The sequence below is a fragment of the Acidobacteriota bacterium genome (genome assembly GCA_035529075.1).
In the GTDB taxonomy this organism is placed as follows: Bacteria; Zixibacteria; MSB-5A5; order GN15; family FEB-12; genus DATKXK01.
Genome location: DATKXK010000014.1, coordinates 192,149 through 215,795 on the forward strand (window position 1 = coordinate 192,149; position 23,647 = coordinate 215,795).

Annotated in this window: 21 protein-coding genes; all 21 read left to right on the plus strand. The window is 58.7% G+C overall.

The genetic code is table 11. The features are described from left to right. The first annotated feature begins 3 nt into the window (after positions 1 to 3). The 21 genes from VMY05_08430 (at position 4) to nadA (ending at position 23,594) form a co-directional block, all read left to right on the plus strand. Entirely contained in the window at positions 4 to 651 is a 648-nt protein-coding gene (locus VMY05_08430) for a hypothetical protein (protein ID HUV31096.1), read from the plus strand. Positions 652 to 654: 3 nt separating this feature from the next. Beyond that, positions 655 to 1,665, plus strand: a complete 1,011-nt coding sequence (locus tag VMY05_08435; GenBank protein ID HUV31097.1) for a hypothetical protein — start codon at positions 655 to 657, stop codon at positions 1,663 to 1,665. A 16-nt stretch (positions 1,666 to 1,681) separates the two neighbouring features. Further along, positions 1,682 to 2,305 (plus strand): hypothetical protein, encoded by a 624-nt coding sequence (locus VMY05_08440; GenBank protein HUV31098.1) that lies wholly within the window; start codon positions 1,682 to 1,684, stop codon positions 2,303 to 2,305. Further along, positions 2,305 to 3,570 (plus strand): DUF6754 domain-containing protein, encoded by a 1,266-nt coding sequence (locus VMY05_08445; GenBank protein ID HUV31099.1) that lies wholly within the window; start codon positions 2,305 to 2,307, stop codon positions 3,568 to 3,570. The genes VMY05_08440 and VMY05_08445 overlap by 1 nt, the downstream gene beginning before the upstream one ends. 7 nt (positions 3,571 to 3,577) lie before the next feature. Beyond that, the gene (locus VMY05_08450; protein ID HUV31100.1) at positions 3,578 to 4,255 is read left to right on the plus strand and encodes a hypothetical protein; all 678 of its coding nucleotides are present in this window, start codon (positions 3,578 to 3,580) and stop codon (positions 4,253 to 4,255) included. Next, positions 4,248 to 5,165 carry a hypothetical protein gene (locus tag VMY05_08455; protein HUV31101.1) on the plus strand — a complete coding sequence of 306 codons (918 nt, stop codon included), beginning with the start codon at positions 4,248 to 4,250 and terminating at the stop codon, positions 5,163 to 5,165. Before VMY05_08450 ends, VMY05_08455 begins: the two co-directional genes overlap by 8 nt. Continuing rightward, complete coding sequence (locus VMY05_08460; GenBank protein ID HUV31102.1) at positions 5,162 to 5,977, plus strand: hypothetical protein; 816 nt, start codon at positions 5,162 to 5,164, stop codon at positions 5,975 to 5,977. Before VMY05_08455 ends, VMY05_08460 begins: the two co-directional genes overlap by 4 nt. A gap of 30 nt (positions 5,978 to 6,007) precedes the next feature. Beyond that, entirely contained in the window at positions 6,008 to 7,576 is a 1,569-nt protein-coding gene (locus tag VMY05_08465; GenBank protein HUV31103.1) for a DUF6754 domain-containing protein, read from the plus strand. Between the two features lie 13 nt (positions 7,577 to 7,589). After that, entirely contained in the window at positions 7,590 to 8,405 is an 816-nt protein-coding gene (locus tag VMY05_08470; GenBank protein ID HUV31104.1) for a hypothetical protein, read from the plus strand. An 11-nt stretch (positions 8,406 to 8,416) separates the two neighbouring features. Beyond that, positions 8,417 to 9,295, plus strand: a complete 879-nt coding sequence (locus VMY05_08475) for a hypothetical protein (GenBank protein ID HUV31105.1) — start codon at positions 8,417 to 8,419, stop codon at positions 9,293 to 9,295. Positions 9,296 to 9,297: 2 nt separating this feature from the next. After that, on the plus strand, positions 9,298 to 10,134 hold the full coding sequence (locus VMY05_08480) for a hypothetical protein (protein ID HUV31106.1): 837 nt from the start codon (positions 9,298 to 9,300) through the stop codon (positions 10,132 to 10,134). 419 nt (positions 10,135 to 10,553) lie between these two features. Continuing rightward, a complete protein-coding gene (locus tag VMY05_08485) occupies positions 10,554 to 10,895 on the plus strand; it encodes a hypothetical protein (protein ID HUV31107.1) in 342 nt (113 codons plus the stop codon). A gap of 144 nt (positions 10,896 to 11,039) precedes the next feature. After that, positions 11,040 to 13,856, plus strand: a complete 2,817-nt coding sequence (ppdK, locus tag VMY05_08490) for a pyruvate, phosphate dikinase (GenBank protein HUV31108.1) — start codon at positions 11,040 to 11,042, stop codon at positions 13,854 to 13,856. A gap of 234 nt (positions 13,857 to 14,090) precedes the next feature. After that, positions 14,091 to 16,205: an acetate--CoA ligase family protein gene (locus tag VMY05_08495; GenBank protein HUV31109.1), complete on the plus strand. Its 2,115-nt coding sequence runs from the start codon at positions 14,091 to 14,093 to the stop codon at positions 16,203 to 16,205. A 108-nt stretch (positions 16,206 to 16,313) separates the two neighbouring features. Next, entirely contained in the window at positions 16,314 to 16,799 is a 486-nt protein-coding gene (locus tag VMY05_08500; protein ID HUV31110.1) for a DUF3566 domain-containing protein, read from the plus strand. A gap of 20 nt (positions 16,800 to 16,819) precedes the next feature. Next, positions 16,820 to 18,274, plus strand: coding sequence for a glutamate--tRNA ligase (gene gltX / locus VMY05_08505; protein HUV31111.1), 1,455 nt, complete (start codon positions 16,820 to 16,822; stop codon positions 18,272 to 18,274). 173 nt (positions 18,275 to 18,447) lie between these two features. After that, entirely contained in the window at positions 18,448 to 20,169 is a 1,722-nt protein-coding gene (locus VMY05_08510; protein ID HUV31112.1) for a glutamine--tRNA ligase/YqeY domain fusion protein, read from the plus strand. 89 nt (positions 20,170 to 20,258) lie between these two features. Beyond that, positions 20,259 to 20,759: a ferritin family protein gene (locus tag VMY05_08515; protein ID HUV31113.1), complete on the plus strand. Its 501-nt coding sequence runs from the start codon at positions 20,259 to 20,261 to the stop codon at positions 20,757 to 20,759. A gap of 71 nt (positions 20,760 to 20,830) precedes the next feature. Further along, positions 20,831 to 21,340 (plus strand): redoxin domain-containing protein, encoded by a 510-nt coding sequence (locus tag VMY05_08520; GenBank protein HUV31114.1) that lies wholly within the window; start codon positions 20,831 to 20,833, stop codon positions 21,338 to 21,340. An 85-nt stretch (positions 21,341 to 21,425) separates the two neighbouring features. Further along, the gene (locus VMY05_08525) at positions 21,426 to 22,508 is read left to right on the plus strand and encodes an NAD(P)/FAD-dependent oxidoreductase (GenBank protein HUV31115.1); all 1,083 of its coding nucleotides are present in this window, start codon (positions 21,426 to 21,428) and stop codon (positions 22,506 to 22,508) included. Between the two features lie 6 nt (positions 22,509 to 22,514). Beyond that, the gene (gene nadA, locus VMY05_08530; protein ID HUV31116.1) at positions 22,515 to 23,594 is read left to right on the plus strand and encodes a quinolinate synthase NadA; all 1,080 of its coding nucleotides are present in this window, start codon (positions 22,515 to 22,517) and stop codon (positions 23,592 to 23,594) included. Positions 23,595 to 23,647 lie beyond the last annotated feature (53 nt).

The window sequence follows — 23,647 nt, forward strand, 5'->3', positions numbered from 1 at the left end:
CTTATGCGCAGAGAGATCCCGCTTTTCATAACCGGCCTTGTAGGCGTTGTGTTTGTCGTCCAGTACTTTATCCCCCACTATCCGTTCAACCGCATGAACGGCTGGTTCTCCGACTGGTTCTCGATTGTCGCAGCCTGCGCGATCGTCCTGGGCGCCCTCAACCTCATGATGATTTCCGGGCAGAAGATTATCAAGCGGAAGCCGGACTGGGGATACGCCCTCGTGATCATTCTCTCCTTTGCCCTGATCACTATCATCGGGTTTGCCGATGGTGAGGGATTCCGCGAACCGGGGACGAATTTCGACTGGCTGTATGTTTTCATCTACATCCCGCTGTCGGCGACAATGTATGCCATCCTGGCCTTCTTTGTTGCCTCGGCCGCCTACCGGGCTTTTCGTGCCCGCAACGCGGAGGCGACCCTGTTGCTGCTGGCGGCGTTTTTCGTGATGCTCGGCCGGGTGCCGATCGGCAATGTCCTTACGTGGTTTATGCCGGAGGGGGCGCGGTTGTCCGACCTGGCCTCGTGGATCATGAATTTCCCGCAGACGGCCGGCCAGCGCGCCATCATGATCGGTATCGCGCTCGGTCTGGTGTCCACCTCGTTGCGCATTATCCTCGGGATTGAGCGCTCCTACCTGGGGGGGGATTAGCGTATGAGCACGAAGGTCAGGGAAATCATCGCCATGTCCCTAATCGCTGTTTTCTGTGTGGTTATGTACATAGGCAAAGTGTCGGGCTGGACGCATGGGTTTCAGTTCCCGGTCTGGTTGTCCGTGGTGGTGCTGGCCGTCATAGGCTTGTCCCTGCTGTGGATGCTGGTCCGGACCGTCAGGGGTCGCCTGGTGGAACGCCGGGTGGTATTCCTTTACGTCGGTATAGCCGTTGCCCTGCCTCTGTTCATGCCGCTGTCGCAGGATATCATCGTTTCCGATGAAGTGCGGGCGGTGTACGAGGCGGTTCAGGAGTTGTCACCGGGATCCCGGGTTCTGGTATCATTTGACTATGATCCGGCGTCCGCTCCGGAGCTTCAGCCGATGGCGGAATCGTTCATGACGGAGTGCTTCAGAAGGGACATCAAGGTGGTCGTCATGGGTCTGTGGCCCCAGGGACCGCAGCAGGCGAACATGGCCATTGCGAAGGCGCTGGCCCGGGAGGAGATCGCCGGCAAGGATCTCAAATACGGCATTGATTACGCCAACCTGGGATACCAGGCGGGCAACGAGTTCGTTATTCAGCGGATGGGTTCTGACTTCAAGTCGATGTTCAAGACCGACTATCGCGGTCAGGCGTACGACGACATCCCCCTGGTCAGAAACGTAAGGAATTTCTCCAACATAGATTACTCGTTCAACTTATCCGCCGGCTTTCCCGGCACGGTGGAATGGGTTCAGGTGGCCGTCGACCGCTACGGCTTGAGAATGGGTGCGGGCAATACCGCGGTGCAGGCGCCGACCATTTATCCTTACCTGCGCTCCGGCCAGCTTGTCGGGCTGATAGGTGGTATGAACGGCGGAGCGGAGTTTGAGCGGCTGACGAGCACACAGTCAAAGGCGACCAAGTTCATGCTGTCCCAGTCGCTGGCGCACATTATCGTCATCGCGTTCGTTATCATCGGGAACGTGGCCTTCTTCCGGAGCGGCCGGAAATCGGCGCTGCGAGGTTAGATCGGAGCAATCACGCATGGAACATTTCGGACTCTGGGTCGCCGCCTTCCTGACACTCGGGATTTACTCCTTCCTGTATCGTGACAACGCCTGGTACAAGCTGAGTGAGGCGATATTCATCGGCATCTCGGCCGGTTACTGGGTGGTGTCGCTGTACTGGGACAACTTCTACGGCAAGTTCTGGATCGGCAAAGGGGAGGACCCGTGGTTGTGGGTGGGCGCCGTGCTGGGAATCCTCATGCTGATGAGGCTGGTGCCCAAGATCGGCTGGATTTCGCGCTGGCCGCTGTCGTTTATTGTCGGCGCCACGGCCGGACTGTGGATGATGAACTACTTTTCTTCGAACATCATGCTGCAGGTGAGGGACACCATGATCCCGCTGCTGGGCCCGGGCTTCAGCGCCTCGCCGTACGCAATCGTCGGTAACGTCGTGGTGGCAATCGGGACGTTCAGCGGCCTTGTATACTTCTTCTTTTCAAAGGAGCACAAAGGGGCGTTCGGCGCGACGGCCAAAGTGGGGATATTTTTTATCATGGTCACTTTCGGTGCCTCCTTCGGCTACACGGTCATGAGTCGTATGTCACTCCTGATCGGCCGTATCGACTTCCTTTTCTCCGACTGGCTGGGGTTGGTGCTGTAGTGTCGTCCGGCAAGGTCAAAACCCGGGGATGGATTCTCGCCTCTCTTCTTGTTCTGACCATTCTGTTCAACGTGTCACTCTCGGGCACGTGCGCCGCGCAAACTGATCTGGCGCCGCCGGGTGAAGCCGCCCTGGATGATTCCACCGATATCATTATAGCCGAACCGGTTACGTCGGTAATTGCCTCCGATCACAAGTATGACGACGGCGAGATGATCGATCTTGGATGGGTTCCCTCCATCGACGACCAGTTGCTCGGGGGGACGGTCAAGGGGTACCGCGTCTATCGAATCGTCAACGACGGCGCCCCGGATATTGTGGCCGAACTGCCGCCGCGGTCCTACCTTTTCCTGGATCAGTCCGCCCACCGCGACAGCAGCTACGTCTACTACGTTTCGGCCGTGACGTCGAACGCTGAGTTCGCCTCCCTCAGGACGGCCCCGATCTCACCCGGGCGTGAATGGATAAATTACGAGAAGAAATACCTGTTTTTGATTGCGCTCATTATCGGCGGCTCGGTGGTCTTTTTCATTGAGACGGCGCGCCGGGGGAAAAAGCTGTTCGTGCGTAAAATCGCCGGGCTGGAGGCCGTTGACGACGCCGTGGGCAGGGCCACCGAGATGGGGCGGCCCATTCTTTTTGTCCCCGGCATTCTGGATATGAACGACGTGCAGACGCTGGCCGGGCTGACCATTCTCGGTCGCGTCTCGAGAGTCATTGCCGACTACGATACGCAGATATTCATGCCCGTTTCGCGATCGCTTGTCATGACGGCGGCGAGAGAAACGATCAAGGCGTCATATCAGTCGGCCGGCCGACCGGAGAAGTACAGCGACGACATGGTCAGCTACGTTACCGACGAACAGTTCGGTTACGTGGCGGCGGTCGACGGTATCATGGTCCGCGAGAAGCCGGCCACGGTGTTCCTGCTCGGCGCCTTCTTTGCCGAGTCACTGATTCTGGCCGAGACGGGCAACTACATCGGCGCCATTCAGATTGCCGGCACCGCCCGCCCGGCGCAGTTGCCCTTCTTCATCGCTGCCTGCGACTTCACGCTGATCGGTGAAGAACTGTTCGCGGCCTCGGCCTATCTTTCCAATGAGCCCAAGGCCCTTGGCTCGCTCAAGGGGCAGGACGTGGGCAAGGCGATAGCGATGGTGACCATCTTTGTCGGCGTGATCGGCATTACGATTGACCTGGCGTGGAACGTCCAGTCCATGCATTGGCTGGTCGGAACCTTGAACGACATCTTCTCTACCAGGTGACCCGGATATGAAACGGTACGTACCGCTGGCAATCACGTTTCTTGTGGGCACGCTCCTGATCGTGTCGGTGTTCATCCCGCCGATGGAGACCCTGGGGGAGAACTTCACGCTGTTTTTTGACATCATTGCCGTCTTTGCCTTCTTTCTCGGCGGCGGCAATCTGATGCGCGTTCACATCAGCAAGCTCCAGCGCCGCAAAACCGACTGGCCGTTTTCCATCGTGACACTGGTCGGCTTCGGCTTCATGCTGATAATCGGCCTGTTCAAGATCGGGAACCCGGGTGACATTTCCGCTTCCGTAACCGCTGAAGGCTCCTGGTTCCAGGAGATGTTTCGCTACTTGATCACGCCCCTTCAGTCGACTATGTACGCCCTGCTGGCGTTCTTCGTCGCCTCGGCGTCGTACCGCGCCTTCCGGGCGAAGAACCGCGAGGCGACGATGTTACTGGTGGCGGCCTTTATCATATTGCTGGGTCGCACGCCGTTCGGGATGATGGTGACTGCATGGGTGCCCGAGTCGCTGTCGGTGCTGCAGATCCCGAACCTGGCCATCTGGATCATGAACTCGCCCAACCTGGCCGGCCAGCGCGCCATTATGATCGGCATCGGCCTCGGCGTGGTGTCGATGTCGCTGCGGCTCATCCTCGGAATAGAACGTACCTACCTGGGGGACGACCGTGGCTAACATCGGCGTGGTCATCTCACTTGTGATCATATTCGGCGGCATGCTGGCCCTGTTGTTCAGATCGGTGATGGCCCGCGAAGTCGACCGGCGAATAATCTTCCTGTTCATCTTTCTGGCCGTGGCGGCGCCGATCCTGTTCCCGATAACGTTTTCCGAGAAAGCCACGCAGGTTGTCAAGTCGGTGTTCGACCGGATAGAGAACCTGCCGCCCGGTTCCAACGTGCTGATCTCGTTCGATTTCGACCCCGCCATGGCGCCGGAAGTGCAACCGATGGCCAACGCCATCAGCCGGCACTGTCTGGAGAAGGGGCATAAGGTCATTTTCATGTCGCTCTGGGCGACCGGTCAGGCGCTGTTGACGCAGTTGCTCGAAGAAGCCATTCTGCCGGGTTTCCCGGACAAGCAGAACCTCGTGGATTACGTCAACGTCGGGTACAAAGCCGGCAACGAAGGCGTCCTTAACGTCATCATCACCGATTTCAGGAAGATGTTCCCGACCGACGTCAACAGTGTTCCGCTCGACAGCATCCCCGTGTTTGACGACGTCAGGTCGTGCAAGGACCTTGACCTTGTTATCGCCATCGGGGGCGGACAGCCCGGACCGAAGGAGTGGGTGCTCTTCGTCGGAGACCCGGGGAACGTGCCGGTCGGAGTCGGCGTGGCTGCCGTTACGGCTCCCCAGCTATACCCGTATTACCCCGCGCAGGTCATCGGCATTCTGGGCGGGGTCAAGGGTGCGGCTGAGTATGAATCCGAACTGATGCGGGTGCACCCGCGGTTTGCCGATATGGATACCCCGGGACTCCGCATGATGGGTCCGCAGACGCTGGCTCACGTGGTCATCATGTCGTTCATAATCATCGGCAACATTGTGTTCTTCAGAACGCGTCGCCGGGAGCAGAAGACATGAGGCGGTCCACGTACATCGTCATGGCCGTTGTCCTGGGGCTGTTTCTCATCAGTTGGGTCGTCAAGGCACTGAGCTTTCAGCCCGACACCGACCACTACATCATACGGGGATTCCTCATAACGTTTTCGGCCTTCCTGACGCTGGCCGTGCTTTCGTTCCTCTACCGGGACAATCCGTTCTACAAGTTCGCCGAGCATCTTTTCGTCGGCATATCGGCGGCCTTCTGGATGTGCGTCGGATTCTGGACCACCATCGTGCAGAACCTGATCCCGAGAATATCGGAGGGGCTGTCCGGCTTTTTCAAAGTGCCCTACCTGCCCGGCACGTATAACTTTTTCTTCTTCATCCCGGTGATCCTGGGTATCCTCCTGCTGATGCGGCTCTCGCCGAAGGGCGGGTGGATCTCCCGCTGGCCGCTGGCGTTTATCGTCGGCACGACGGCGGGACTGAATTTTTCGCGATATCTCCGCACGGATTTCATAAAGCAGATCTCCTCGACATTTGTGCCGCTGCTCGGAAGAGAATGGCAGGGGGTGGGTGTCTTTTTCTCCACCCTTGACCTGTCGGCCACCGGGCAGTTCGTCATGATAGCGGCCAACTGGGTCATATTCCTGGGCGTTTTCTGCGGCCTTATCTACTTCTATTTCTCGCGGGAGCACAGCGGCCTTTTCGGAAGGGCGTCCCGGGTCGGTGTCTGGATTCTGATGATTACGTTTGGAGCGTCCTTTGGTTATACGGTGATGGGCCGGATCTCGCTGTTGGTGGGGCGCATCACCTTCCTTTTCAGAGATTGGCTGGGACTAATAAGCTGAACACATTCCTGGGTTGGTAGGAAAATGTGTATGAAACATAAACTGATTTTGGGTGCGGTGGTCCTGATTGTATGCCTCGGGCAGGCGGCGGCACAAGAGCCGGCGGCGACAGTGGATAGCCTTCTCGTCGATGCGGCCTTGCTGCCTGCTGCGGTGACCGACCTGACGGTCTCCGATAAGGACAACGATCACGGCCATGCCATCGTCCTGAACTGGAAACCGTCGGTCGATGATCTTGCGGATACGACCGGCGCGGGCACCGTGATTGGATACACGGTCTACCGCTGGGTTCCCTTCCTGATGCACAGCGTGGACTCACTGCGCGCGGAGTTGGCCGGGATTCGAATGACCCTGGCAGCGTACGAGGCGGGTCTGCCGCAGGCACGGGAAGCCCTTCGACAATTGCGGGCGGACCAGGTGAGCCTGGACTCGCTGCCGTTTCAGGTGGCCCGGCCGGTTGACGATACGACGTTCGTGCTGAATCGCGATTTCGTTGACCGGGGCCTGACGGACACGATCCGCATCATGTCCGCCGGGATAGGGCCGCTCGACGACAGTATCCGGCCGACTGAACAGAAGATCCGGGACATGAGCGATCAACTTCCCGCCGCCCATGCCGCGTACCCCAACGGCGGGACCTGGGATTCGATCGGCGTGGCGGCCCCCGGGGCGACCCAGTTCGAGAACTCGGGTTCCAAGGACAAGTTCTCGGGCGATTTCCTTCCGGACTTCTCCGACTACTACTACCGCGTCCAGGCGTGGACGACGGACCCGGCTGTCAGCAGCCTCTCGCAGGTTGTGGGGCCCGTCCAGAGTTACGGGCAGTGGTTCAACACCGGCAGGTATCCGGTCTTTGTGGCCGTTATCATATTCGCTATTCTGACGGTGTACTTCGTCAGCCGGGCGCGCAGAGGCGCCAAGTTGTACGTGCGACCGCTTGCGGGGATTGAGGCGGTGGACGATGCCATCGGCCGGGCGACGGAGATGGGTCGTCCGATTCTATACGTGCTCGGCCTCGGCACGGCGGCCGACATCGCCACCATCGCTTCGTTCACTATCCTCGGCAGAGTGGCCAAGCGTGTCGCGGAATACCAGACGTCGCTGATTGTTCCCACGTATGAGCCGATCGTGATGTCCGTGGCGCAGGAGGTGGTCAAGTCCGCGTACCTTGATGCCGGCCGGCCGGATGATTATGACGAGAACACGGTTTTCTTCGTGACTAACCTTCAGTTCGCATACGTGGCGGCGGTCAACGGCATCATGCTGCGGCAGTTGCCGGCCACCAATGTATACATGGGCAAGTTCTTCGCCGAATCGCTCATCCTGGCCGAGACGGGTGCGCTGGCCGGTTCCATTCAGATAGCCGGCACCGATGAAATCGCGCAGATTCCGTTCTTTATCGTGGCCTGCGACTACACGCTGATCGGTGAAGAGCTGTATGCCGCCTCGGCGTACCTCGGGCGCGAGCCGATCCTTCTGGGCTCACTGAAGGCTCAGGACTGGGCTAAAGCGGCGGTCATTTTCCTGGCCCTTGCCGGGCTGGTCGCGTCCAACCTTGACTGGACGGCCTTCACAGCGCTGTTCCACGTGTCCAATTGAGAGGAGGCCAGAGATGAAACGACAAGTTCCTTTGATACTGGTGTTCGTCTTCGGGCTGTTCATGATCTTTCAGTACTTCGTCCCCCATGAATCGTCCGAGTGGATCTACGAGTTCCTCCTGGATTGGATATACATTATCGGCATCTTCGCCCTGGCCCTGGGGATCTGGTCGCTCTACGCGGTGTCGGTCGGCAAGATCAAGAACCGCCAGCCCAACTGGGGGTACTCGTACATCACGCTGGCCGGACTTTTCTCCATGATCATGTTCGGTTTTACCTCCCGAACCGGAGAGTCGTGGGGCTGGTATTTCGTGTTTATCGCGACCGTGCTGTTGACTATCGGGATGATCATCCAGGCCACGGTGTCGAGATCGCAAAAGGGGCTGTTCCTTGGCCTGGCCGGGCTCTTCCTGGTCGTTTCCTTAGTCATTGCGATCTTCGACCGGTCCTGGCAATTCTACTTCTACACGGCTGAGGGCCTTCGTAACTTCATGTTCCGCGCTTTCTTTGACTTCGTCATGATGCCCATTATGGCCACGGTGTTTTCGCTTCTGGCTTTCTTCATAGCCTCGGCGGCCTACCGGGCGTTCCGGGCGCGCAACCTGCTGGCGTCCCTCCTGCTGGCTGCGGCTCTTATCGTCATGCTCAGGTTCAACCCGTATCTCACACCGATCTTCGGCGACTACGCGGCCAAAACTTCCAATTGGCTCATGAACGTGCCCAATCTTGCCGCCCAGAGAGCCATCGTTATCGGTGTCGGGCTCGGCATTGTTTCGACTGCCCTTAAAGTGATTCTGGGCATTGAACGCGGCTACATGGGAAGAGGGTAAGGAGACGGGCGATGAATATTTTTGACAAACTGATGCGGCTTGACAGACGGTGGGTGTTTCTCTTACTGATCATCGTCTGTATCGTGACTTACGTGATTCCCTTCCAGGTCCCTATTTTGGTGGAGAGCGAGGTGGAACGGATCTACGACTTCATCGACAGTCTTTCACCCGGTGAAATAGTCATGGTTGCCATCGATTACGACCCCAACAACCTGGCCGAACTGCACCCCATGACGTACGTGATCGTCGAACAGTGCTGGCGCAAGGATCTGAAGGTGATAATCACTTCCCTGTCCCAGAACGGCCCGGGCATGGCGGATCAGGCCCTCCGTGACATCACCGACTCTCTGGCCCTCACCAAAACGTACAACGGCGTGGAGTACCCGGGCCGGGAAATCGTCAACGGGATCGACTACACGTTCCTGGGCTACAAACCCTACTTCGCCCTGGTCATCCTGGGTATGGGACAGGACTTCCGCCTGCCGTTCCCGAACGACTACTACGGCACGCCGCTGGATTCCATACCCATGATGCAAGGCGTGCTCAACTATGACGACGTGGCGTGCGTGATCGACGTGTCCGGCGGTAACATAACCGACTACTGGATCTCTTACGGGCAGAACCGGTTCAACTTCCCCCTGGCCCTTGGCCTGACCGGCGTAATGACGGCCCAGTATTACCCCTTCCTGGGTTCGGGTCAGGTCTTTGGAATCATGGGCGGCCTGCTGGGCGCGGCCCAGTACGAAGAGCTGGCCGACAATCCCGGGTTGGCCAAGGACGGGATGCGCGTTCAGTTGTACGCACACATGGTGATCATCTTGTTTATAATTGTCGGCAACATAGGGTTCTTCATGGATAAGCGGAAACGCAGACTGGCGGGGGGGGAATAGACATGGACTTCGGAACATTCCTCTGGACGACCTTCGCGGCCTTCGTGACGCTGGCGACTTTCTCCTTCCTGTACAAGGACAACCCCTTCTACAAGATTGCCGAGCACCTGGTCGTGGGCGTGTCAGCCGGCTACTTCGTGATTATTCTCTGGCACAACGGGCTGGTCCCTAACCTGTTTCAGCGGCTGGCCGACGGCGACTGGTATGTGCTCTGGCTCAACTCCTCGAGACCCTGGTATCTCATCCCGACCGTTCTGGGTATGCTCATGTGGACCCGGTTCTCCAAGAAGTGGTCGTGGGTTTCGCGCTGGCCGATGGGTCTGTACATCGGCATCTCCACCGGTATCGCGATCCCGCTCGAGATGTCCAATCGGGTCAGCAAGCAGTTGTACGCCACCATGGTCATGAACCCCAACAGCCCCGGTTTCGACTGGGCGCACTTTTTCGGCCACGGCGGCTTTAACCTCCTGGATATCAGTTCCGGGCTTTCTCAACTGATTATCTTCGTAGGTGCGCTGGCCGCCCTGGTTTACTTCTTCTTCTCGAAGGCCCACACGGGATTATTCGGGGGCCTTGCGACGTTCGGTATCTGGATCCTTATGATCGGGTTCGGAGCTTCCTTCGGCTTTACCGTTATGGCGCGTGTTTCGCTGTTCATCAATCGCGTGCAGTTTCTCGATCAGAACTGGATCCAGAACGCGTTTAATTCGGCCAACCCGAACTACAACGCCTGGTACCAGGTGGTCTTCTGGCTCATGATGCTCCTTCTTCTGTGGTATATTATCAGGGAGCTTGTCAATTACGGTAAAGGCAAGGGTACAGGCGAAGCTGCCGCATGACGACGACGCTGACAACTAACGAGACCGCCGGGCCGTCAACCCGGCGGTCTTTTTTTATGTTGCAGTTTCCATATCAGCACGGATATTTTTTTTGCTGGTGCGGTTTTGAAACGTATAATAAATGCATGCGTGAGGTTTCAGAAGCGTGATGAGCGACAGTGAAGCGGACCGGGGGCGGTGCAGCTTCTGCGGCGCAAGTCGCTGTTGCGCAAGAAATTACAAAAGAGCGAAAAACACGGCAATCTTAACTCATAGGAACCCTGAGACTTAGAGGAGGAATTTTTACGATTTTCGAATATTTCACTTGACATACAGGCAAATATTTCCATCATTTGTTCTCGGTGTGAGGAACCACCACTAGTAGCGCATTTCGGAGACCAGGGTAGGAACTGAAAAGCACAGGGAAAGTGAGGTGGTTTATGGCTCGGGACAAGAAGTCGGCCGAGGCCAAAACCAGCACTGAGACTGCCCGTGGCACTGAGGGATATACCGGAGGGGGGAGGCTCTCGACGGCCGAAGCGCGACGGGAATACCAGCGGCGGTACTACCAAATGCACAAGGAAAAGGCCAAAGAGTATCAGCGCCAGTACAATCTGAAGCACAAGAAGAAAACGCGAAGTCGCGGTAAGTCCAACATTGAGGCACCGCGTGAAGTGTTACGGACGACGTTCAATACGGCGGACATTATGCATTCTCCGGTCGAGAAGACGTTGAAGATGCTCGAAAAGATCATCAGGGGCGAACGGATGTTTACAATGTGAGCTGCACGCACTGAGAAACCTCCTCGGGCGACCCGTCGCCTTTTTTGAACGGGGGCCGCCTTTTCTGTTGCCTTGAACACCGAATTGCGTTACCATCCCGGTCTGAAAAAACGAACTCCACTGAGCTAATCCTTGGGGGATAATATGGCGCAGAAGAAAGCACCCCGAGCCAAAAAGGCCGTTTCGAAATCTCCAAGCAGGAAGCCGTCCACCAAGAAGGCTGCAGCCGGCGCCGGTCAGGCGGAATTCTCCGGCAAGTACTACTACTTCTTCGGAGGGGGCAAGGCGGAAGGGTCGGCCGATATGCGCGACCTGCTCGGCGGTAAAGGAGCCAACCTCGCGGAGATGACCAACGCGGGAGTGCCTGTGCCGGCCGGGTTCACCTTAACCACCGGCGTTTGCCATATCTATTACGAGAAAGGCATGCGCGTTCCCAAAAGCATTGACCAACAGCTTGAGTCGTTCGTGGACAGGGTGGAGCAGGCGGCCGGACGGAAATTCGGAGATCCGGATAACCCGCTTCTGGTCTCGGTCCGTTCAGGGGCCAGGTTCTCCATGCCGGGCATGATGGATACGATCCTCAATCTGGGCCTTAACGAGCAGACCCTGAAGGGGCTGGCGATCAAAACCGGTGACGAACGTTTTGCGCTCGACAATTACCGTCGCTTTATCCAGATGTTCGGCAACGTCGTACTGGGTATCGACAGGAATATCTTCGAGGACGTCATTACCAAGAAGAAGAAGGACCGGCGCATCAAGCAGGACAGTTCCCTGCAGGTCAATGACCTGAAAGATATCGTCCGGCGATTCAAGCAGATCGTTCGGCGGAAGTCCGGCGAACCGTTCCCCGAGGATCCCTGGATGCAACTGCGCATGGCCCGGGACGCCGTGTTCCGCAGCTGGAACACCCCCCGCGCCATCAGCTATCGGCGGCTTAACGATATCCCCGGCGATCTGGGGACGGCAGTAAACGTGCAGGCGATGGTGTTCGGCAACATGGGCAACGATTCCGGCACCGGGGTCGGCTTTACGCGTAATCCTGCGACCGGCGATAACGAGTTCTACGGTGAGTATCTGCTCAACGCCCAGGGTGAGGACATCGTGGCCGGAGTGCGGACTCCTCAGCCCATCTACGATCTTAATAATGATATGCCGGCGATATACAAACAGCTCCGTGGCATTACCGCCAAGCTGGAGAAACATTACCGCGACGTTCAGGACTTTGAGTTCACGATCGAGAAGGGTAAGCTGTACATGCTGCAAACCCGGGCGGGCAAGCGCACAGTACAGGCAGCCATCAAGATTGCGGTCGACATGGTCAAGGAAGGATTGATCTCAAAAGAAGAGGCTCTCATGCGGATCGATCCGCTGTCCGTCGATCAAGTGCTGCACCCGACGCTCGACCCGGATGCCGACTTTAACGTCATTACCACCGGGCTGGGAGCGTCACCCGGCGCCGCTTCCGGAAAGGTCTATTTCACGGCCGAAGATGCCGTCAAGCACGGAGCCAAGGCGTCCGTCATCCTGGTGCGCGAGGAGACCAACCCGGATGATATCGAAGGCATGTACGCCTCGGCGGGAATTCTGACGTCCCGGGGAGGAATGACGTCGCACGCCGCGGTCGTGGCGCGCGGGATGGGCAAGTCCTGCGTGAGCGGGGCGGAGGCGATCAGGGTGAGCGCCGCCAAGAAACAGTTCCAGGTCGGCAGACTGACGATAAAGGAAGGGGAGATAATCACGCTGAACGGCTCCACCGGCGAGGTGATCATCGGCGAGGTCTCGACCGTCGAGCCCAAACTCTCCGGCGAATTCTCCGAGCTGATGAGTTGGGCGGATGAAGTCCGTCGCCTCAAAGTGCGCGCCAACGCCGATATTCCACGTGACGCCCGGCAGGCTCTCGAGTTCGGAGCGGAGGGTATCGGGCTGTGCCGGACGGAGCACATGTTCTTTGCCGACGACCGGATTCCGATCGTGCAGCAGATGATTCTGGCTGATACGCCCGAGGAACGGCAAGCGGCTCTTGACAAGCTGCTGCCCATGCAGAAAAAGGACTTCAAGGGCCTGTTTGACGTGATGCAGGGCCTGCCGGTGACTATCCGCACCCTTGACCCGCCGTTGCATGAGTTCCTGCCGACCAAGGAGGAGATCGAAGCCAAGATTGAAGCCCTCGATCGCAAGAGCGACGGGTACGAGGAGGACCTGGAGGCGCTTCAGAAGACGATAAAGCGCATCGACGAGCTGAAGGAAATCAATCCCATGCTCGGCCACCGCGGATGCCGGCTGGGTATTGTCTATCCGGAGATCACCGAGATGCAGGTCCGAGCCATCGTAGAAGCGGCCGTCGACCTTCACAAGCACAAGAAGAAAGTCATTCTGGAGATCATGATTCCCCTGGTCGGGCACGTCAACGAGTTCAGGAACCAGAGGGAGTTGGCGGTGCGCGTAGCTAACGAAGTGATCACCAAGACGCGGGCGAAAGGGTTGCAGTATTCCGTGGGTACCATGATCGAGATTCCACGGGCCGCTTTGACGGCCGACGAGATCGCCAGCGAAGCCGAATTCTTTAGTTTCGGCACCAACGACCTGACGCAAATGGCCATGGGATTTTCTCGTGATGACGCGGGCAAATTCCTGCGGCACTACCTGGACAAGAAAATCCTGCCTCAGGATCCTTTCGTGTCCATTGACCGGGCCGGTGTGGGTCAGTTGATTGTGATGGGCACCCAGAAAGGTCGCGCGGCCCGCCCGGATCTCAAGGTGGGTATCTGCGGCGAGCACGGCGGCGATCCTGACTCGATCGAATTCTGCCACGAGGTGGGACTCGACTATGTCTCCTGCTCTCCGTACAGGGTACCAATCGCCCGTCTCGCAGCAGCACAAGCCGCGGTGCGTGCGGCTAGCGCTGCGGCAGAAAAGACTTCGCCCGGGAAGACACGCAGTAAGTCGTCCCGCAAGCGTTAGGCACAAGCGGGTATCTGTATCAAGAAGGTCATCTCGGTCGACGTGGTGGCCTTTTCATTAAGGCCGGTACACGACGTTCCGGCAGATAATTGCTTGACTTTCTGAAGCCTGGATTTATATGTTCTTTTGGTGAGCAGGATCACTCAGCGAGAGTGAGATGGATTGGTTCGAAGCTCTTGCAGTTGGCGGGCGCCCGGTGTCCGACCATCGTAACCGATTGTTATAAGTGATCTTATGAAGCAACAGTTAGACTATATCTTTCGGCCTGGTTCGGTTGCGGTCATCGGGGCTACAAGCCGTAAAGGTGCCATAGGTCGTGAAACGTTTCACAATATCTTCAGGGCTGAGTTTACCGGCAAGGTCTTTCCCGTCAATCCCGGGGCAACTGTTATCCACTCGGTGAAGTCGTATTCAACTGTTCTTGACGTACCTGACTCCGTTGATCTTGCTATCGTCATTGTGCCGAAAGAGGTGGTGGCGGAGGTCGTGCAGCAGTGCGGGGAGAAGGGCGTGCGTGGGTTGGTGGTGCTCTCCGCGGGCTTTTCGGAGGTCGGCCCGGAAGGCAAAGCGCGCGAACTCGAGGTCCTTGGCATTGCGCAGCAATACGGCATGCGCATGATCGGGCCGAACTGTTTCGGCGTTGTCAATACGGATCCGGATATCAGCCTCAACGCTACGTTCGGCAAGACCTTCCCCAAGGAGGGCAACGTCGGTTTTATCACCCAATCAGGGGCCATGGGCGAGGCGATTATGAGCCAGGCCAAGGAGTTGGGTATCGGGTTTTCGGTTGTGGCCTCGATCGGCAACAAGGCCGACATCTCTTCAAACGATATTCTTGAGTACCTCAAGGATGATCCCCGGACCGACGTTATCGTGATGTACCTCGAGAACTTCGGTAACCCCCGGAATTTCACGCGCATCGCCACCGAGGTCTCGCGGCTTAAGCCGATTGTGGCGGTGAAATCGGGTCGGACCAAGCTCGGCGCCAAGGCGGCGTCCTCGCATACAGGCGCCCTGGCCGGGATGGACGTCACGGTTGACGCCCTCTTCGAGCAGACCGGAATCATGCGCGTTAACACCATGGAGCAGTTGTTTGACGTGGCCGCCGCGCTGTCTTCGCAGCCGATCCCGAAGAGCAACCGGGTGGTCGTGGTCACCAACGCCGGCGGCCCCGGTATACTGGCGACCGATGCACTGATCAACAACGGAATGCAAATGCCCCCTCTGGCGCCGACGACCGTCAGGAAGCTGAAAACATTCAGTTCCACGGCGGCGTCGTTTTCAAATCCCATGGATATGGTCGGTGACGCCAGGGGCCCTGAGTTCAAGAAAACGCTTGACTTGATAAAGCTGGACAGGCGCTACGATACCATCATACCGATTTTCGTCCCGCCCGTGACCGTAGATCAGCTTGACGTGGCCAGAAACATTCACGCGGCTCTCGCCGACACGGACAAGACGGTGCTCGCCTGCTTCATGGGCGCCGGCGAGGAACCGGTCGGCATGAATTACCTCAAATCGCAGGGAATCCCCGTGTATATATTCCCCGAGGCGGCGGCCGAGGCGCTGGCCACCATCTACGGGTATCGTCAGTGGCTGAGCCGGCCCCGGGGCAAGACGAAGACGTACAAAGTCGATACCGATCGCGTCCGGCGCATTGTCGAACGGACCGTCCAGGGGCGTGACGGTGTTATTGCCGGCGACGATGCCATCAGAATCCTGTCCGCCTACGGCATTCCCGCCGCCGGGTACAATTACGCCTTCAGCGCCCGGGAAGCCGTCCAGGCAGCGAAGAAAACCGGGTATCCGGTGGTGATGAAGATTGCCTCGCCCCCGGTCCTTCACAAGACCGAGGTGGGCGGGGTAATGGTTGACCTGCGGTCTGATAAGGAAGTTCGTGAGGCCTACCAGGAGCTTCAGCGGCGTATCGGCAAGCTGAAGAAAGATGAGAAGTTCTCCGTCGCCGTTCAGCAGATGCTCACCGGCGGCGTGGAGACTGTCATCGGTATGATGTCCGATCCCTCGTTCGGGCCGCTGCTCATGTTCGGTCTCGGGGGGATCTACGTTGAGGTCATGAAGGACGTGGCTTTCCGCATCAGCCCGCTGACCGACGTAGGGGCGCGGGAGATGATCAAGTCACTTCGCTCGTACCCGCTCCTGACCGGCTTTCGCGGGGCGCCGCCCGTTGATCTCGAGGTCATCCAGGAGACGCTGCTCCGCCTGTCCCAACTGGTCCGGGATTTTGACTGCTTTTCGGAAATAGACATCAACCCGTTCATTGTCTCACCCGATCGAAAGAACTGCAAGGCGGTTGACGCGCGCTTTATCTGCAGGTACGAACCGGCCTAATATTCGCTTGAGATTTCCTGGCACCGGCTCTATCTTCCGTCAAACTAATGCATGTCGATCGTTTCCGTCGCAGGAGAGGGAACCGGCGTGCATGGAGGTGAGGGTGGTATGCGCTACGAACTGAAAACCATCGGGATCTGGCCGCTGGTCAAGGTCTCGTTTTTCTTGAACCTGGTGCTCGGGTTCCTCTATGGCCTGGTGAATGCCTTCATCATGAGCATGATTCTGGCTATCGCGCCGAGTCTGCCGTTTGCGTCCGGTCTGGAATTCGATCCGGCCGAAATCTCTCTGGCTTTCCTTTTCCTTCTCTTCCCGATTTTCTGTGCCCTGGGCGGGGCTGTCTTCCTGACCCTTTTCTGCGCGGTCGTGGCGCTGATTTACAACGCCGTTGCCCGGTTGCTGGGAGGCTACGAGTTTGACCTAGCGGCAGTGACCGAGATGGTCGGTGTTCGGTCGGTCCCCCGGCCACCCATGGCTCCGGGCCCGGCAGCCGGTCCATACGTGCCGCCGCCCTATACACCGCCGCCCCCCTCCGGCGATTACCCGAGGACCCGCGAACCGGGGGACAATCCTCCCGGGACAGACAGTCACTGACCGACGTCCGGATCTGATCGATGTCACACGCAAGTGTAAGAGTCCGCATCGCGCCCTCCCCGACCGGGTACCTGCACGTCGGTACGGCCCGCATGGCCATTTTCAATTACCTGTTCGCCCGGCACTACGGCGGCCGGTTTCTGGTGCGCATCGAAGACACCGATCCTGAACGGTCCAGGGCGGAGCTTATCGATCCCATTCTGTCAGCCCTGCAGTGGCTCGGCATTTCCTGGGACGAGGAGATTGTCTACCAGTCCGCAAGGCTCGATCACTACCGTCAGTTCGCCCGCCGGTTGCTTGAGAGCGGCCATGCGTATCCGTGCTTCTGTTCTCCCGAGCTTCTGGCCGAGATGCGGCAGCAGGCGCGTGCCGACAAGCGACCGACCCAGTATGATCGTCGCTGCCTGAGGCTGCCTGCCGATGAGGTGAAAAAGGCACTGGCCGACGCCGGCAGGCCCTGCGCCATCCGTATAAGAATCCCTGACGGTCAGACTGCGTACACTGACATGATTTCGGGCGAGCTTTCGCGCGAAAACACGGAAATCGAGGATTTCATAATCGCTCGTTCCGACGGGTCGGCAACGTACAACCTGGCCGTCGTGATCGACGACCACGACATGGGTATAACCCACGTGGTACGCGGTAACGATCACATCACAAACACCTTCAAACAGATTCATATCTACCGGGCGCTGGGCTGGGAGGTGCCGGCCTTCGGCCATGTCCCGCTGATTCTCCGCCCCGATAAAAGAAAAGTCTCAAAGCGGCTGGGCGACAAGGACGTTAGTGAATATCGCCGGGAAGGGGTCCTTCCCGAACCGCTGTTCAACTATTTAAGTCTGCTCGGCTGGTCCCCCAAGACCGATCGCGAAATCTACACGCGGTCGGAACTGATCGAAATTTTCGACGAGAACAATGCCAACCGGTCCAACGCCGTTTTTGACGAAGAAAAGCTGCTCGCGTTCAACTTCGAGTACATGCAGCGTATGACCGAGCACGAACTCGCGACCCTCGTCGCGCCGCTGCTGGTTGAGGCCGGAGTGACGACCAGGTACTGGCTGGAGACGCGGTGGGATTACCTCCGGGAGGTGGTCCGGTTGTTCAAGCCGCGGGTTCGCCGCCTGACCGATTTCGCCGTCCTGGGCGGCTATTTCTTCAGCTTTGACTACCGGTACGATGCTGCCGCCGAAGAAAAGCACTTTTCCGCCGAGGCGGGCCGTCTGCTGTCTGATCTGGCGGACTGTCTCGAAGCTCTGCCGGAGTTTACAGTTGAGTCGACCGAACAGGCGGTCGGGGCGACAGCCGAGGAAAAGGGGATCAAGCGGGCCAGGCTGATTCATGCCGTTCGACTTGCAGTCTCCGGCACGCCCGCCGGGCCGGGTCTGTTTGAGATGCTCGCCTCCCTCGGCCGCCCGGTGGTCCTGGAGAGACTTAGGAAGGGGGCCGCCTATATCAGGCGGAAGTACGGGCAGTAAATGGGTCGTCGGTCTCAGCGGCGACCCGTCTGGAAAGCTCTTGCTATCCCCGAGGCTCCCGCGTATTGTCTCTCTGTGGCCTTGGGACCGGGCCCCGGGTGAACCAACCGTGAGTGGGACGGAAATCGATACAAACAGCAACGGGATCGTCGAGAAGATCCGCTGACCGCGACGTGAAAGACGCAAAGAAAAAACTGTCGACGGGGGCGCCCTCTGCCGCCGGGCCGGCTGATTTCATTCGTGAAATCATAACCCGGGACGTAACGGCCGGCAAGAACGACGGACGCGTACACACGAGGTTTCCTCCCGAACCGAACGGCTACCTGCACATCGGGCACGCCAAGTCAATTTGCCTCAATTTCGGCGTCGCCGCCGAATACGAAGGCGGATTGTGTAACCTGCGCTTTGACGATACCAATCCGATCAAAGAGGAAGCCATGTACGCGGAATCCATCATGAAGGATATCCGCTGGCTTGGCTTTGACTGGGGAGACCGCCTGTACCACGCTTCGGACTACTTCGATCAGCTTTACGATTATGCGGTACGGTTGATCAAGGAGGGCAAGGCCTACGTCGACGACCTGAGTCCCGATCAGATCAGGGAGTATCGCGGTACCCTGACCCGCCCGGGCACGGAGAGCCCGTACCGCGACCGCCCGGTCGAGGAGAACCTGGACCTTTTTGAACGCATGCGGGCCGGGGAGTTCGAGAACGGCTCTCGCGTGTTGCGCGCCAGGATCGATATGGCCGCGCCCAACCTGAATTTGCGCGACCCCGTCATGTACCGCGTGCTTCATGCCCGTCATCACCGCACCGGCGATAAATGGTGTATCTATCCAATGTACGACTGGGCCCATGGGCAGTCGGATGCCATAGAGGAAATCACCCACTCCCTGTGTGATCTGTCGTTTGAAGATCATCGCCCGCTGTACGACTGGTTCCTGGAGGAGCTGAATATCCACCATCCGCAGCAAATAGAGTTCGCGCGCCTGAACCTCAGCTACACCGTCATGAGCAAGCGCATGCTGCGGCAGCTTGTCGAGAAGGGACACGTTCCGGGCTGGGATGACCCCCGTATGCCCACCCTGTCCGGACTGCGTCGCCGTGGATACACTCCGGAGTCGATTCGCACCTTCTGCGATCGCATCGGCATGGCCAAAAGAGAAAGTACGGTCGACCTTGCTCTCCTCGAACACTGTCTTCGTGAGGATCTCAATCGGCGGGCGCCACGGGTGATGGCCGTGCTGCGGCCGCTCCACGTCGTGATCGACAACTACCCCGAGGGCGAGGAGGAGACGCTGGAAGCCGTCAACAACCCGGAAGATCCCGGCGCGGGGACGCGGAAGATAACCTTCTCGCGCGAACTGTACATCGAGCGCGATGACTTCCGTGAGGATCCCCCCAAGAAGTATTTCCGTCTGGCTCCCGGTAGCGAAGTCCGCCTGAAGCACGCGTATTTCATCAAGTGCGTCAAGGTTGTCAAAGACGAGCGGACCGGGGAGGTCATCCGGCTGCATTGCACGTACGATCCCGCAACCAGGAGTGGCGAGGCACAGGACGGGCGACGGGTGAAGGCAACACTGCACTGGGTTTCGGCACCACACGCGATCAAGGCGGAGGTGCGGCTGTACGACCGGCTCTTCCTGAAGGAGAATCCGGTCGAGGATGAGGACTTCATGGCCAGTCTGAATCCGCACTCGCTGGAGGTGTTTGATTCGTGCCTCGTGGAGTCGAGTCTGGCCGGCGCGGCTCCCGGAAGCCGTTTTCAGTTTCTGAGGCAGGGGTATTTCTGCGTCGATTTGGTCGATTCGTCTGAGCAGGCACTGGTGTTCAATCGGACAGTGCCGTTGCGCGACGCGTGGGCCAGGATCGAGAAGGCGCAGAACAAGACCTGAGCCAGCGGTCTACCGCGGCGGCGCGGTCGGCCGGCCATAACCGAGCAACAACACTTATAACATAACAGATTGACCGGTGGCGGGGAATCATGAGTGAGGCAAAACAGCACGTTGCGGAGGTCCTGAGGCGGGCCATCAAAGGAGAAGTCGACGGACACCGTTTCTACAAACTCCTGGCCGAGAAGGCCGCCAACGCCGATGCCAAGCGAAAGCTGGAAGGCCTGCGGGATGACGAGTTCAGGCACCGGCAAACGCTTCACGGCCTGTTCGAAAAACACGTCGGCGGCGACGTCGGCAGGCTTCCCGACGAGGGGATCAGCGTTCTGTCCGAGATTTTCAGTAAAGGACAGCTGCACGAAAGCAGGACGGAGATGGAGTACATATCGCTGGCCATCGAAGCCGAACTGGCGGCCACAAAGTACTACCAGCAGGAAAGGGATCTGATCGACGACCCTTCGTTCAAGGCCGTATTCGATGAACTGGCCGAGGAGGAGCACAGCCACTTCCAGTTGCTGCAGGCCGAGAAAGACGCCCTCGGCGGCAATTACAGTTGGTTCGGGTACGAGGAAGGAGCACCGCTCGAAGACTAAGCTCCTGTCGTCTCCTGAGCGGCGGCCCCGGGGATCTTCTCTGCGCCAAATCCAGGCAGGCGGGCATACCGATGACGTCAGATGGTACTACGGAATCGATAAGGCTGAACGTGGGGGATCCGGCGCCGGATTTCACCCTGCCCACGCACAACGAGGGGGAGTTGAATCTGTCCTGGTATCGTGGGCGCAGGATTGTCGTGCTCGCTTTCTACCCGGCTGACTGGACGCCCGTCTGCGCCACGCAGATTCCGGGTTACCAGGATGTTTTCGACGAGTTCGAGAAGTACGACTGCCAGTTGCTGGCCGTTTCGATCGATTCCATTCCGTCGCACGTCGCCTGGGCCAGGTCTCTGGGAGGAATCTCTTTTCCCCTTATGTCCGATTTCTACCCGCACGGCCGCGTGGCGAGGCTGTATGGTGTGCTCACGGACAAAGGATACGCCGGCCGGGTGGTCTTTGTCATCGATAAGCGGGGAATCATCCGTCATATCCAGCGTGTCCCCGTCTTGGAGATCCCTGATAACGCCGAGCTGTTCAAGGTCCTGGCCGAGCTTCAGGCTGAGCGCAGCGAGGCCCGCTGACATCGGCCGGGCCCTCGGCCGCAGGAGAAAAAACGTCCCGTCGGCAGGCACTAACCGACAGAACGGTTGTTGATCGGGCAAAGGCATGACAGATCTCAACGCCGACAACGAGCTTTACGACGTTACGTTCGTGGGCGCCGGACCGGTCGCCCTGTACGGAATGTATTACGCCGGCCTGCGCATGATGAGGTTCAAGGTCATCGATATGCTGGGGGAGGTCGGCGGCGGCCTCATGGCGCTCTACCCGGAGAAGTACGTCTACGACGTGGCCGGGTTTCCCAAGGTCATGGCCAAGGAGCTCACCCGGCTGCTCAAGGAACAGGCCACGCAGTATCCGCACACTCTCTGCCTCGGCGAAAAAGTCGTCGATCTGAAACGTCAGGACGACGGCGTTATTCGGCTGAGCACGACCAAAGGGGTTCACCTGTCGAAAACGGTCATCGTCTGTGCCGGTCTCGGGGCGTACATTCCCAAGCGGCTGGACGTGCCCAACGTGCGCGAACTCGAGGGCGCCGGCGTGTTCTACTTCGTACGCCGTATCAACGACTTCGGGGACAAGAACGTCCTTGTCGTGGGCGGCGGCGATTCAGCGTTTGACTACTCGATGATGCTCGAGCCGGTCGCCCGATCGATTACCCACATCCACCGGAATGACTTCTTCTCCGCCCATGAGGATTCCGTGCGCAAGGTGCGGGAATCCTCCGTCGATCTTCTCTACCCGTTCTGGGAGGTCAAGAGGATCGCCGGTGATGACTGGGTGCGGGAGGTGACGATACTGCAATCACGCACCGGCGAGGAGAGAACGTTGCCGGTTGACGCCATCATTTTCAACATCGGCTTCCTGACCAACCTGGGGCCGATCGCCGGCTGGGGCCTTGAGCTGGAGGGTAACGCCATACTCGTTGACAGCCGAATGCGTACGAATATAGAAGGCATCTACGCCGCCGGTGACATCGTAACGTATGACGGGAAACTGAAGCTCATATCTACCGGCTGCGGCGAGGTTGCGGTCGCGGTGAACAACGCCAAGAGTTATATTGATCCAAAGGCCAAGGTGAGTCCCGGCCACTCGACGGAGAAACACGAGATCGCCAGGCGCAAGTGGGCGCGGGCAGGCCGCCGGTCCGAAGAGCCGGACGGGTCGTCACCCCGAACCGACAAGGAATAAGGAGCCATGTACTTTACCCTGCCCCAGGAATACCGGGAAGCCACGACCGGAGAACTCCAGGACCGGATCACGGCGGTCCGGAAGAAACTTGACCGCCGGCTCTGCATCCTTGCGCATCACTACCAGCGCCTGGAGGTGGTCAGGTTCGGCGACCACGTAGGTGACAGCTACGGGCTGTCAAAGGTTGCGGCGCAGAAGGCCGACGCCGAGATTATCGTTTTCTGCGGCGTCCACTTCATGGCCGAGTCGGCCGACATTCTCACCGGTGAACGCCAGCTCGTCTACCTGCCCAACCCGCTGGCCGGGTGCCCGATGGCTGACATGGCGGAAATGACGGATGTGCTCGAAGCCTGGGAGTATCTCAAACCGTTCGGAGCCGAGCAGAAAATCATGCCGATCTCGTATATGAACACGGCCGCCGGGCTGAAGGCCTTCACGGGGCGGTACGGGGGACTGATATGCACGTCGTCCAACGCCTCAGCGGCGCTCCGCTGGGCCTTTGAAAAACGTGACAAGGTGTTTTTCTTCCCGGACGAGAATCTCGGCTATAACACCGGCCTTAAACACGGGCTCACGCCTGAGCAGATGGTGATCTGGGATTTCTCGCGTGAGCGGGGCGGGCTGAGCGATGACGAGCTTGACCGGGCCAGGGTCATTCTCTGGAAAGGCCACTGCCACGTGCACACTAATTTCACGGTGGAGCATGTCCGGGAGGTCCGGGCGAAGCACCCTGATGTCCGGATCGTGGTGCATCCTGAGTGCACGCCGGACGTGGTGGCGCTGGCCGACGCCGCCGGTTCGACGAGCTTCATTGTCGATTACTGCAGGAAAGCGCCGCCGGGAGCCGCCATCGCCATCGGGACCGAGATCAATCTTATCAACCGGATGGCTCACGATCACCCGGACAAAACCATCTTTGAGCTGTCCGGGAATATCTGCCCGGTTTGCGCCAACATGTACCGCACCACGCTGAACGACCTGGCTTACACTCTGGAGAATTACGCTGACTTGAAGCCGGTTACGGTGCCGGAGCCCGATCGGGGCGAAGCGCGTCTCGCCCTCGAGAAGATGCTGGAAATATCCTGACCAGACAGGGTGTTTCACCTGCTCCTTATTGTGTTTGACTGAATCGGCAACGT

Excerpts from the sequence above, each read along its gene's own strand:
- VMY05_08430 (HUV31096.1), top strand. The coding sequence starts at position 4 with ATGCGCAGAGAGATCCCGCTTTTCATAACCGGCCTTGTAGGCGTTGTG.
- VMY05_08435 (HUV31097.1), top strand. The coding sequence starts at position 655 with ATGAGCACGAAGGTCAGGGAAATCATCGCCATGTCCCTAATCGCTGTT.
- VMY05_08440 (HUV31098.1), top strand. The coding sequence starts at position 1,682 with ATGGAACATTTCGGACTCTGGGTCGCCGCCTTCCTGACACTCGGGATT.
- VMY05_08450 (HUV31100.1), top strand. The coding sequence starts at position 3,578 with ATGAAACGGTACGTACCGCTGGCAATCACGTTTCTTGTGGGCACGCTC.
- VMY05_08460 (HUV31102.1), top strand. The coding sequence starts at position 5,162 with ATGAGGCGGTCCACGTACATCGTCATGGCCGTTGTCCTGGGGCTGTTT.
- VMY05_08465 (HUV31103.1), top strand. The coding sequence starts at position 6,008 with ATGAAACATAAACTGATTTTGGGTGCGGTGGTCCTGATTGTATGCCTC.
- VMY05_08470 (HUV31104.1), top strand. The coding sequence starts at position 7,590 with ATGAAACGACAAGTTCCTTTGATACTGGTGTTCGTCTTCGGGCTGTTC.
- VMY05_08475 (HUV31105.1), top strand. The coding sequence starts at position 8,417 with ATGAATATTTTTGACAAACTGATGCGGCTTGACAGACGGTGGGTGTTT.
- VMY05_08480 (HUV31106.1), top strand. The coding sequence starts at position 9,298 with ATGGACTTCGGAACATTCCTCTGGACGACCTTCGCGGCCTTCGTGACG.
- VMY05_08485 (HUV31107.1), top strand. The coding sequence starts at position 10,554 with ATGGCTCGGGACAAGAAGTCGGCCGAGGCCAAAACCAGCACTGAGACT.
- ppdK (HUV31108.1), top strand. The coding sequence starts at position 11,040 with ATGGCGCAGAAGAAAGCACCCCGAGCCAAAAAGGCCGTTTCGAAATCT.
- VMY05_08495 (HUV31109.1), top strand. The coding sequence starts at position 14,091 with ATGAAGCAACAGTTAGACTATATCTTTCGGCCTGGTTCGGTTGCGGTC.
- VMY05_08500 (HUV31110.1), top strand. The coding sequence starts at position 16,314 with ATGCGCTACGAACTGAAAACCATCGGGATCTGGCCGCTGGTCAAGGTC.
- gltX (HUV31111.1), top strand. The coding sequence starts at position 16,820 with ATGTCACACGCAAGTGTAAGAGTCCGCATCGCGCCCTCCCCGACCGGG.
- VMY05_08515 (HUV31113.1), top strand. The coding sequence starts at position 20,259 with ATGAGTGAGGCAAAACAGCACGTTGCGGAGGTCCTGAGGCGGGCCATC.
- VMY05_08520 (HUV31114.1), top strand. The coding sequence starts at position 20,831 with ATGACGTCAGATGGTACTACGGAATCGATAAGGCTGAACGTGGGGGAT.
- VMY05_08525 (HUV31115.1), top strand. The coding sequence starts at position 21,426 with ATGACAGATCTCAACGCCGACAACGAGCTTTACGACGTTACGTTCGTG.
- nadA (HUV31116.1), top strand. The coding sequence starts at position 22,515 with ATGTACTTTACCCTGCCCCAGGAATACCGGGAAGCCACGACCGGAGAA.